5 protein-coding genes are annotated in these 12826 nt (G+C 40.8%); 4 read left to right on the top strand and 1 reads right to left on the bottom strand.

Going from position 1 to position 12826, the window contains the following annotated elements:
* The first annotated feature begins 137 nt into the window (after positions 1–137).
* Positions 138–1121, top strand: coding sequence for a zinc-dependent alcohol dehydrogenase family protein (locus tag IGL24_RS09350; RefSeq protein ID WP_242699776.1), 984 nt, complete (start codon positions 138–140; stop codon positions 1119–1121).
* A gap of 93 nt (positions 1122–1214) precedes the next feature.
* On the opposite strand, the gene IGL24_RS09345 is transcribed toward IGL24_RS09350, so the two are convergent.
* On the bottom strand, positions 1215–2717 hold the full coding sequence (locus IGL24_RS09345; RefSeq protein WP_207115619.1) for a helix-turn-helix domain-containing protein: 1503 nt from the start codon (positions 2715–2717) through the stop codon (positions 1215–1217).
* A gap of 767 nt (positions 2718–3484) precedes the next feature.
* Here IGL24_RS09345 and IGL24_RS09340 point away from each other — a divergent pair.
* From IGL24_RS09340 to IGL24_RS09330, 3 genes are read left to right on the top strand one after another with little or no spacing between them, the layout of a single operon-like run.
* Positions 3485–11533 carry an InlB B-repeat-containing protein gene (locus IGL24_RS09340; RefSeq protein WP_207699883.1) on the top strand — a complete coding sequence of 2683 codons (8049 nt, stop codon included), beginning with the start codon at positions 3485–3487 and terminating at the stop codon, positions 11531–11533.
* A 13-nt stretch (positions 11534–11546) separates the two neighbouring features.
* Positions 11547–12092 (top strand): hypothetical protein, encoded by a 546-nt coding sequence (locus IGL24_RS09335; RefSeq protein ID WP_207114991.1) that lies wholly within the window; start codon positions 11547–11549, stop codon positions 12090–12092.
* 59 nt (positions 12093–12151) lie between these two features.
* On the top strand, positions 12152–12805 hold the full coding sequence (locus tag IGL24_RS09330) for a hypothetical protein (protein WP_206859161.1): 654 nt from the start codon (positions 12152–12154) through the stop codon (positions 12803–12805).
* Positions 12806–12826 lie beyond the last annotated feature (21 nt).

Below are 12826 nucleotides of genomic sequence, written 5' to 3'. Positions count from 1 at the left end.
ACAGATTGATTTTGACAGGAATCATTTTAAGAAATGGAGAAGTTAGGAGGAGCGACATTCGTCACTTCTCCTTCTTTTTGTCGCGAGTAAATGATACACTTGTTAAAAGAAGCTAAAGATCGTTAAAGGAGTAAAATATGAAAAATCGCTGTTTGATTTACCGCGAATTTGGCCTGTCCCATGAGGTAGTCCAGATGGAAGAATACCCACTTGCTTTGAGACCAGGAGAAGTCTTGGTCAAAATGCTGATCGCTCCAATCAATCCTTCTGATTTGATTCCAATCCATGGCGCCTATGCGCATCGCATCAACCTACCACAGATCGCTGGTTATGAAGGTGTTGGTGAAATCGTTCAAGTGACCGATCCACGGGATGAAGCGATGATAGGACAACAAGTCTTGCCATTACGAGCCGCGGGTACCTGGCAAACGTATCACACATCGTCAAAAAATGACTTAATTGTTGTTCCTCGCTCGCTCGCTCGTTTGACTGCTGCTCAAATGTATATTAATCCTGTGACTGCTTGGCTGATCTGCACCAAAGAGTTAAAGTTGAATCATGATGACTATCTTTTGATCAATGCAGGTAACTCTTCGATTAGCAGAATCTTTATCCAGCTCAGCAGAATCCTATCCTTTAAAGTCATTGCAATCGTCCGCCATGAAAAATATCAAGAAGAGTTGACTAAATTGGGGGCTGATTTGGTCGTGCTTTGGGATGAAGAAACAGCATTGCATCAAATTTTGACCCATACGAATGGTAAGGGTGTTCGTGCAGCTATCGATCAAGTCGGTGGGAAAAGTGGTGAAATCTTGGCACGAGCGATCCATCCTTATGGGAAGTTCATTGCCATCGGATTGCTATCTGGTCACCAGGTCGATTGGTCGTTTATCCATACATTACCGATCAAAGTTAAAGTTTATCATTTAAGGCATTGGGCGGATTCGGTCTCAAATGAAGAGTGGCAGCAAATTTTTCAACGATTATTCCAGTTGGTTGAACAAAAACAATTGACTCTACTAAATACAGCACCTATTTACCCAATTTCTGACTATCGTCAAGCGTTACAGATAGCAGAAAGAAAAAAAGAAAAAATCTTCCTAAACTTTGATGTCGAATAAGACGAATACGATAACAAAAAGAGTGACCTGCAATCAATAAGCGGGACACTCTTTTTTGTAATAGTGGGTATATACCAATGAATCGTACTTTTTTTATTCGCTTTCTAAATAATTAGGAAGAGACAAATAAGTGATCGTCTCCATCAAAAGGCGCCAATCGGCAATCGTCGGGATATTCGATATCCGATGGATTTGGCAAGTATGTTCATCAATCAAATGCAGATCATAATTGCAAACCACTAGATCGGCTTGATACGTTTCAATTGATTCTTTCGTTACCGCCTGTTCGATTTGAAATTCGACCGTTGAACGTTGCATAAAAAGCGCTTCGATTTCATTCAGGATGTAATCATCTAAAGATGGCGGTCCTTGGATCGTAAATAAGATACGTAAAGGACGATGTGATTGTTTTAATAAAAGTGACGCATGAAACGTCGTCAACGCTGCTGCGATATAGTCGATATGAACAAACCCGAAAAGAGGATTGTTTTTTAGCGTAGTTAGTTTTTCATACCATACTTGGTAGATCTCCGGATGACGCTCTTTCATTTGCGTCATCATCGTGGGCGAATGTAATTCGTATGTATGACTCATTTTAGAAAGTAAACGAACATTGACCAAGAAAGCTTCCATTTTTTCTAATGAACCATCTTCGATCATTTTTTCTGGAAAAACAGTCGTTAGAAAACGATGGATCGCTTCAATAATATTAGGATTTTCTTCCCGATAAAACGCGTAGGAACGACCGTCATCTAAGTTTTTTTGACGTGTGTACGAAATGCAGTGGAGTGAAATCAAATACAACCACATGGTTTCATTTAGTGAGAGTGTTTCATTGGACCGTGAAACATAGTAATCCTGTAACAATCGCTCAAGTGAAGAGAAGCCTTTACTACTCTTGATCAATACTTTGATTCTACGATTCAAGTTACAGAACTTTTTACACTTCCATCGGGCTTTGGCAATCGATAACCATAACGCAGCGCGGAAATGACTGAAATGTAAAAAAGCGAGATCTCTTTTATGCCCTTCTTTGACTAAATACTGTGCATCAAGTTCGCTATCATCATCAATGATCGTACTATCACCAAAGCTGGAATAAAAAGCAAAGAAACAAAAACGGATATCCTCTTCGCTGCCCGATAAAGTCAACGGCCCAGTTGTGATCGTGACATTGAATTCTTTTAAGATATTGTTCATATGGCGGATCGTCTTGAAAATCGTACTTCTAGAGACCATCAATGCTGTCACTAATTCATCAGTTGAGTAAGTGACGTTATGGAGTAGTAGATCCATGAGCTGATAAGTGATCGTTCTCTTTGCCAGTAAGGTGATCATCGTATCGATTGTCAAAGCTTTTTTGTATTGGATCGATAATGCACCTTTTTGATCGATCGTTAGTGAGATGCAATGCGCATCCAATGCTAAGTTGATTGCTTCAATATCTTTCTTGAGCGTGGGTTTCGATTTTTCTAAGTTATCTGAGAGATCATTGATAGTGATTTGATTTACTTTGTTCATATGTACCATATTCAGAATCTGATATTGACGCTTGAACTGATTATCCAGTTGCAAAGTCATAGGTAAATTTTCCATTATTTTGGCTTCCAATCTAATTTTTCTATTTTTTATGTAAGTAAAATCGTACTTTTGATTCAAGGGGAATTTGTGCATATTATAAGTATACAAAAAAAACAACTGTTTGAAATAAAAAATTATTATAATCTGGAAATAAAATGGATTGAGGAAACAAATGTGGTCAAAGTTAGAATAATACATAAACGTTTTTTAAATAATTATGTTATTTAAAATGAAAGTGATCTCTCTGTTTTTTATGAAAAAATGATGATAGAAAATTACGGGGCTTAAAGTTCGTATTTTTTTCTGTTGAAGAAAATAATTGATTGCAACAGAGATTTTGAAGTTTATTTATCCCTGCTATTATATGGTTTTGACAACTTCTAAGTGAAAAACGAGTGTTAAATTTTTCTACTTTATAAAAAAAACAAAAATAAAAAATGCGTGTATTAATGTTATTATACTAAAGGGAAGCTAAAAACCATAACGTGTTCCTTTGTTATTTATAATTATATTTTCATCGGAGCTAAAAGGAGTGTGATACACCTAAAGTAGGTTGAATAAAAAACGAATAGATGCCACCATAAACAACTGTTGGAGATCAAATGACCTTTTATAGTTGCGATGTTATGGAAGAATATTCAGTTACGTATCTGTAGCTTTCATCAAACAGAAGGCGCAAGATATAGAAAAAACACATAAAAAACAGTGAGTATAGCTTTCTGCCAAAAACAATCAGCAGATGACTACACGGGAGGCATCACGTGTAGAGTAGGAGGAGATAAATGACTCATTTTTATAGAAAGAAAATAGTACAAATGATTTTGGTCGTTCTGATGCTCTTCTCGTCATTAGGGAATAGTGTAGGGGTGATTGCTGAAACAATTGATAGTTCGATTACCGAAATCGAAACGACAGATGGTATACCTGAGACAACAGAAGAAATAGGAGAGGTGGTAGAAGAGTCAAGTCCAACAGTTCAATTCACGGAAGAAGAACGAGCTGAACTTATTAAAAATCTACATATCCAAGATTCAGATACGCCAGATGTAACAGATGAGTTGCTAGATGGAAATGGAATCTCATCCAGAATGGGTGAATTGACGAACTTAGATAATTTTTGGATTTCTCGTTTTCTTAAAGGAAATGCTAGTGGTAGTGGAAGAACACAGTTTCCACAAACATACTCTAATTATTTGATGAACGACAGTAGAGCAGTTATTGCTTGGGACAATAGCAACAATGCGATTGGTTCAGAAATTGGTGATACCATTGCAGGGACATTTTATTTACCTCGACAATATATCTATACTCCAAATGGAGGGGATATCATCAATTCTGGTTCTAATATATGGGGGAATCCTGTAAGAAGTGACTATGAGTTTGTCCCAAGGATCCAAGCAAATAGTGATAATTTTAGAATTACGGTTTTCGAAAGAGAATCATATGGGTTTAAGGACCCTGTGGCTCGTTCAGGCGACAGCGAAGGGGTGTTAGCAGATTTTCATCCCTATCGAATCGTTGTAGAAAGAACATCTGTTAGGAGAAGTACATTTGCTCAATCAAACGTTTTTACACTTGATGTCAGTTGGATAGTTAATTCATATTTCTATCATTCCTCTTCGTTTATACAAATGTGGCATAGAAATCATAGAGAAACTCTCGTTTCAGCAATGCGCACTGAGTTCTCCGAAGCGGCCTATGTGCCACCGGTATATACGGTGACTGGCAGAGTTGAACCTCCTGAAGGAAGTCAAGTATTACCGACCTTTCCAACAGGACCACTGGTTCCTGGTACGTGGGGGGTGATTCGTGCCGGAGCGCCCAATCCAGGTTATCAGTTTGATCGGTTTGAACTCACAGGTGCTGGAAGCTGGCTTAACCATATACCACCTAGCTTAGGTGGGAGTATGACTATTGGAACTGAGGATGCGATTCTAACGGCAATATATTCGCTAACTACTCAAACTTTGTCACTCAATCAGAATAATGGTCCAGGTAGCACAGGAAGCTTAACAGCAGATAAAACGAGTTTAGTGATGGGAGAAACAACGACGGTTCGTGCGGCTCCTGCAGCTCCTGGATATCGTTTCGCAGGATTTGATGTAAGTGGGACTGGGGGAACAATCAGTAATGTGAATACAACCAACCGCACTGCTACATTTACCATGGGTTCCGAAAATGCAACAGTGACCGCTCGTTATGAACTAGCGGATCAGGTACTCACATTGAATCGAAATCCTCAAGCCGGGAGTAATACTGACCCGACAGCTGGTTCAAATACTTTGCAAATGGGACAAGAAACAGTCGTTACCGCTGCACCTGCATTACCAGGGTATCGTTTTTCAGGTTTTAGTGTAACTGGAGCAGATAGTACCATTTCCAATGTTGATCTAACGAATCGCACGGCAACATTCAGGATGGGCAGTGAAAATGCAACTGTTACAGCGGAATACGCATCAACCGTTATCCGCAATGCGGATGATTTAGAAAGATTCTTACGAAGTGAATTTCCATACGATTCAAATAGTCAAACTTATACGTTTGAACCAGAGACAAATCAAACAATCGACATGGCTGGAAAAGGTAACTTTACAGGTAGAAGTCAATTTTCTGGGAACTTGATGGGTAATGGCACGACGATCACCAATCTTTCATTAGCTGGTTCCAGTGCGGCACTTGGGATGATCCAGACACTTAATGGAGGCAACCAATCACGGATCGAGAATTTAACTTTGTCACGGGTGACTGTCAACAATACGAGAACGCAGTTTTACTCGGCTGGGTTGATTGGGCAAGTGGCAAGCGGTACGACGATTGAACTGGAAAATATCAAAATCGATGAGCACAGTGAAATCTCAGCGAGTCAACCTTATGGAAGTGCCGGCTTGATCGGCATCAACAATGGAATGGCAACGATCAAAAATGGTGAAGTTTTAGGAACGTTACATGCAAGTACTTCGAATGGCTTGATGGGCGGTATCGTTGGACAAAACCAAGGGCAATTAACAATTGAGAATAGTCTTTCTCGAGTGACCTTTACTGGGAACGGGAACTTTACATTAAATATTGGTGGTTTGGTTGGTGAAACAAATGGTCAAGTGACGATCACTGATTCGAGAAGCGAAAGTCGAACAGGGATCAATTCAGCAAGCGGAACGAGTCGAGGAGGCTTTATTTCTCGAGTCGCTCATTCAGGAAGTGCCACGATCCAACGAAGTGTCAATTCAAGTGACATGCGAGGAAATAATAGTTCAGTTGGTGGCTTTATCGGGCGCATGTCTGGGACTGCAAGGATCGAAGAAAGCTACCATAATGGGCATGTCCAAGGAAGTACCAGTCTGGGAACTGGTGGGTTTGTTGGTTTAGGTGACGGCAATAATTCGCTTGTGATTGTCGATAGTTACAGTATCGGCTCCTCCAACGGCAATGGGGTGATCGGAGTGAATCAGGAATCCAATAGTGTAACACTTAGTCAACTTTTTGTTGCTGGATTTACAGGAGAGCAACCGATCACATCAGACACGGCTGGCATTACAGCAACTAACGTGTATTATGACTCAAGTACAACGAACAAATCATCAACAACAGGTGTTGGTGAAGCGAAAACGACATTAGAACTGATCGAAGCTACGACTGGTGAATTAGGCTTTGGCAATCGCTGGCGAACGGATTTCTCCGTGAATCAACGAACGAATAAGACCTATCCTTATCTAAGTTGGCAAACAAATAATGCGCAAGCTTCGATGTTTTTCAACAGTATCGATCCAATGGTCGATCGTTCAGTGACTGGCAATCAAGTTTCTGTGACGTTGGATTTGCAAAATGATTCACTGCGACTGTTTAACCCATACACCGCAGGGTTAGCAAGTAATGCTTCAGCAGGAGAACAAATGATCAACCGTAATGGTGCCTCACGCTTTTCTATTGGTGTCATCAATGAGCAAGGGGTCGTTGGTTTTACTGCGCGACGTATGGATTTAAATGTGACCCGTCAACCTGCGGCTGGAAGTTCAAGTGATCCTGTGATTGATAAAACTAATTTTCTTGAAGGAGAATCGATCGTTGTTACTGCTCCAGAAGCAAATTATGGGTATCGTTTTGATGGTTTCACGGTGACTGGTGCGAATAGCACGATCACTGATCTTGATTTAGTCAATCGAACGGCTACTTTCACGATGGGAACAGCAGACGCAACGGTCACAGCGAATTATCAACAAACAGTTATTTGGACAGCGGAAGATCTACGCAGATTTTTAAATAGTCAAGCGCCATTTAATCGAGATGATGAGACCTATTCGATTGAACCAGTAGACGGTCAAACAATCGATATGTCTGGTGAAGGGGAATTTATTGGCCGCGGGAACTTTACTGGCGTGTTGAAAGGGAATAACGCAACAATCAAAAATCTAACTATACGCGGTGGTGAATCAAGTGTCGGATTTATTCGTGAGATAAATAGCGGGACGGCACGAATAGAAGATCTACATTTTGAAGGTTTGACAATTGATAGCACTAGAGGCCAATCGTTTACTACGTATATTGGACTTATGGCTCAAGTAGGTGGTGGGCGAACAGCTGAGCTTGAAAACATCAGTATTGATGGAACGAGCCAGATTTCTGCGAATCAACCAAATGGAGCCGGAGGATTAGTTGGGCAAAATAATGGAACAACACTGATCATGAATAGTCGTGTATCAGGGACCCTAAGCACGAAAACCTCAAATGGCTTGCTCGGTGGCTTTGTTGGTACTAGTATCGGTCAATTGACTATCCAAGATAGTTTATCACGAGTGAATTTTACTGGAGGAAATAATTTCTCGTTGAATATCGGTGGCTTCGTTGGAGAAGCCAGTGGACAAGTATCGGTCATTGATTCTAAGAGCGAAGCGCGTACCACTGTAAATTCAACGGATGAGACTTACCGAGGAGGCTTTATTGGTCGTGGCGTTGCTTCAGCAAATATCACGATCCAACGAAGTATCAACTCTGGTGATATGCGTGGTAATAACAGTTACGTTGGTGGTTTTATCGGGCGATTATCTGGTTCTGCTAGAATCGAGGAAAGTTACCATGATGGACATGTACAAGGAAGTACAACGATCGGAACGGGTGCTTTTATAGGAATCTCTGAAGGTAATGGCACTTTAGCTATTTCAGATAGTTACAGCATTGGTTCGTCGAACGGTAATGGAGTGATCGGAAACAACCAAATGAACAATCCGGTCACACTTAGTCAACTCTATGTTGCTGGATTTACCGGTGGGCAACCGATCACATCAGCCACGGCTGGTATTACAGCGACCAATGTCTACTATGATTCAAGTACCACAAACAAATCGTCAACGACAGGAGTCGGTGAAGCGAAAACAACATTGGAATTGATTGAATCAACCACCGATGAACTAGGGTTTGGTTCTCGTTGGCGAACCGATTTTTCTGTCAGCCAACGAACGAATAAAACGTATCCATATTTGAACTGGCAAACAAACAATACGCAACCTTCGATGTTTTTGAATAGTATTAATCCTATGGTCGATCGTCCGGTGAGTGGAAACCAAGTGACTGTAACGTTAGACTTACAAACTGGCTCGCTGAAACTGTTTAATCCATATACAGCTGGCTTGGCAAGTAACGCGTCTTCAGGAGAACGAACGATCAACCGTAATGGTGCGGCACGCTTTTCAATCGGTGTCATCAATCCACAAGGTGTTGTTGGTTTTACCGCACGCCGGCTGGAATTGACGTTGACTAGAGATCCGTTAACTGGAAGTGCATCCGATCCATCTGCTGACCTAACGAACTTTATCGAAGGGGAAACAACGACGATTCAAGCCGCTGAACCAAGTCAAGGGTATCGTTTCGTTGGTTTTAGTGTCACTGGAACGGGAAGCACATTGAGTAATATCAATCAGACAAATCGCACCGCTACTTTTACAATGGGAATAGAAAATGCTACTGTCACAGCAAATTATGTGCAAACAGTCATTCGAACAGCTGCAGATCTAAGTCGATTTTTGAATAGACAAGCACCTTTTGATCGAGATGATGAAAACTATTCGATCGAGCCAGAAGATGGTGTCGCAATCGACATGGCTAATGCAGGGACCTTCCCTGGCAGACAAACCTATGGAGCAAAACTGATTGGTAATCATGCGGTGATCAGAAACTTAACATTGACTAGTGCAGAAATCGATTTAGGCTTTATCCAAGCAACAGGCACTGGTTCCTTACAGATCGAGAATCTGAGTTTTGAGAACTTGAGCGTTAGAAATACCAGATCCCAGTCATTTATGAACTATACGGCAGGATTGATCGGTCAAATCAATACAGGCGGAGTCGTTGAACTGGAAAACATCATGTTTGATCGAAGCACTAGGATTGCTTCGAACCAATCAAATGGTAGTGGCTCTCTTGTTGGAAATAATAATGGTCGTTTGACGATTAGGAATAGCCTACTGTCAAACTCTGTTCATACGCACACCTCAAATGGTCTGCTAGGTGGTTTAGTGGGTCGTACGACAGGAACGACTACGATCGAGCGAACCACTTCAAGAGTACGCTTTACTGGTGATAATAATTATAGTCTAAACTTAGGTGGATTGATCGGAGAAGCATCGGGTACCATTACGATCAGTGATACTCAAAGCGAGGCGCAATCAACGGTTGCTTCTGCATCCTCTACTTATCGTGGTGGGATGATTGGCCTTACTGGAGGGAATGCCCGAGTAGTGATTGAAAGAAGTATAAATTCTAGTGATATCCGAAGTGCAAACAGTTTTGCAGGTGGTTTTGTAGGTCGTGCATCAGGAAACGTGACGATCAATGAGAGTTATCACAATGGGTATATGTTAGGAAGTGTGACAGATGGTTCTGGTGGCTTGATTGGTAGGCTTGAAGGAAATGGACAATTGAGTGTCAATGATAGTTATAGCGTTGGTTCAACGAATGGCAATGGAGTAATCGGAGTGGTTGCTTCAGCAGCGACAGTGCAATTAAATAATTTCTTTGTTGCTGGATTTACAGGAGGGCAACCAATCACGAATACAACAACAGGAATTACAGCCAACAATGTCTATTTTGATACAACAACTACAAGAAAAACTTCAACGACAGGTGTCGGCGAGGCACGACTGACGACTGGTTTGATCGATGCGACAATCAGTGAGCTTGGATTTGGCGAAAAGTGGTTGACAGGCTTTGCTTTGGGGAGCAGTGCGAATCGAACCTACCCATATTTGAAATGGCAAACGAATGACGTGCAACCTTCTGAATTTTTACACTCGATCCAACCAGAAGTCGATCGAGCGGTATCAACAAATCAAGTAACAACGACATTGGATCTAGCAGGTCAATCGATGCGCTTATTTAATCCATACCAAGCAGATTTGCCTGGAAATGCTGCATCAGGAACGATCCAGATCAATCGTAACAATGCAACACGCTTTTCAATCGGGGTCATCAATGGACAAGGCGTTATTGGCTTTACGGGGATTGGAAATTACACTGATATCCAACCAGTCAGTCAAGTATTGAACTATGGGTACGAAGAGAAAGATTATGACGCAAAAGATTTCGTGGCTGTGTATAAAGATCATAGCGAAACAGATGATTACGAAGCACGCTTTGTAAGCTTCCCTGATTCATTAAATGGAAATTCAGCACGTGTAGAGGTGTCGAAAAACGGGACAATATTAGCAACGCTTAACGTGCCAGTTACGTATCAGTTCGGCCATTCGTTGAATGTACGAGGAATCAGTTTCCAAGGAACTGATATACGGGCAGCAACGTTAAGTTTGAATAGCGATCAAACAGAAATTGTTGCGACGTATAATAGTTTGATATCTGGCGTTTCCATTCATTCGTATTTTGGGAATGAAATGTACTATCAAATCATGCACTATAACTCAGGAACTATCGCTAATGGCCCGTTGAATGAGCAAACATCAAATGTTACTTTTTCTGCTAATGGAAGTGATAGAGTGGGTATCATGGATAGTTTTGGTTCAAATCGAAGAATCTCTGTTGCGAAAGGCGAAATTGTAGAAATATACCATAGAGAAGCTAGCGCTCGATTAGATAACTTTCAAAATAATGTCGCTCAGTCTAGATCGACGGAGCGAAGAAGTCGTTACCAAATCACTGCGAACGGATTTGAACAGTTAACCATTGATCGCTTAAATCCACGAGAACAAAAAACCGTTTTAGGGATGACTCAAGAAGATTTAGATCGACAAATCAGTCGATATTTAGATATCAGTCAATATCCTACATTGAAAATCGAGGGCTTCAGTCAATACCCTGATACTTCTATGGAAGGGAATACGAGCGGGAAAATCGTTGTCAGTGAAGAACTAGTGAATGGTCAAACTGTTACATGGGAATATACTGTTCCTTTTGTTGTAGAAAGTGATCCGGCGATCCATGTGACGTTACCAGTTAAAATGATCTTTGATGTGATTGAAGAGGAAGTGATAAGCCCGGATTACCAAGTAATCAATCACTCGACAACAACAAATCTATCCGTAGCATTCCATACAAAAGAGGATGTGGAATTAGCAAGTACATCGAACGTCGTCTTTTTAGAAGAACCCGAGCATGGGGTGCAAGGGGAAGAAGCGATGCTTTTATACTTGCAACGTCTAGGAGAGCCAGTGTCTGATAAACCTTTAGTGGGACGATCAAGCACCTTTACGGGCGCGCGATGGACTGAGGTCATTCAACCCGATTCTCAAATGGCGCTAGGATTTACAGGAACCTATTTCGGTGATGTAACAGTGAGTAACAAAGTCTCGGGCAATTTAAGTTTACACTTTGCAGCGATGACAAATTGAACAAATCAAGAAGGTGAACATCATAACGCAAGAAACACCAACAGCAATTGAAAAAAATGAACAAAAAAAGAAAAAACGATTACTTGTATTAGTTTTATTATTGCTTGCGTTAGTTGCGATTGGTTGGTATTGGTACACCAATAACCAACCAACGCAGATTTTGTCAGATGGTTTTCCGGAGATCAAAAATGCGGAAAAGATGACAGGCGAACAATTGAAGAAATATGCCAATCAAGCAGTCGATGAAAGTAATGTGACGATCAATGTTTATCCAGAAGTCAACATCAATGCCGATGGGAAGACGGGAAATATCTGGATCCAAAATTTACCGACCAATCGTTATGGGCAACAAGCGATATTGTCCGTGAAAGATTCTCAAGAAAAATTGTATGAAACAGGTTTATTAGAACCTGGATATGAAGTAACCGAATTGACCTTGACAAAAAACCTGTCGAGTGGGGAATATCCAGGGGTAGTAGAATTAGAATTTTATGATTTAGACAATAAAAAACTGATGGGAAAAACAACCGTTGACGTCATGATCCATGTCAATGAGTAAAAAAGAAATAAGGCAGTCATGCTTTAGAATAAAATTATAGAAGAAAAGGGAGAAAATTGATGAAATTAAAGAATATTTTAGCAACAGGATTTATTTGTGGTACGGTATTGGCAGCAGGTGCAAGTGTTCAAGCGGATATTATTACCGATGGCGACAATCAAACAATCGATAACTCATTGGGTGGGTCGATCGATACTACAGCAGATGTGGAAATCGATGGAACATTAGGATTTGATAACACAGATCCAGGAGCACCAGAACCAGGAAACCCAGACAAATGGCTAAATGTGACTTTGCCTTTAAAAGCTGTCTTCTTCACTGAACCAGAAGACTATACTTCCATCCAAGGTGGAGAGCATACGATCACAAATAATTCAGCACGTCCAGTACAGATCAGTGTAGGAAATTATACCGTGTCTTCTGGGGATATCTCAGCAATCGATGAGTTGTCATTAGTTGGAAGTTTAGGAAGTACGAATCTTTTGATTGAAAATGGATCCGTAAATTCAAACTTATCAGGAAACTTAATGACTTTAGCCTCTCCGAATGCACGTCCAGGTGATTTGCAAGGAGATAGTACAGCGACATTTACTTTTAATGGAATTGTTGGTGATACGTTGAATTTCCCAGAAGATAAGGGGTCGATCTCGATTGCAAGTACGTTGACATTGAATATTGAAGCACTAGATGAAGCTGGAGATCCTTATCCATAGTTCGAATCGTGAGGTGATTGG

Origin of the sequence: Enterococcus sp. DIV2371, assembly GCF_050498525.1 — a bacterium.
Taxonomy (GTDB): Bacteria; Bacillota; Bacilli; order Lactobacillales; family Enterococcaceae; genus Enterococcus_B; species Enterococcus_B mangumiae.
Note: the sequence above shows the minus strand (reverse complement) of the source record. Positions and strands in the feature narration are given on the sequence as shown.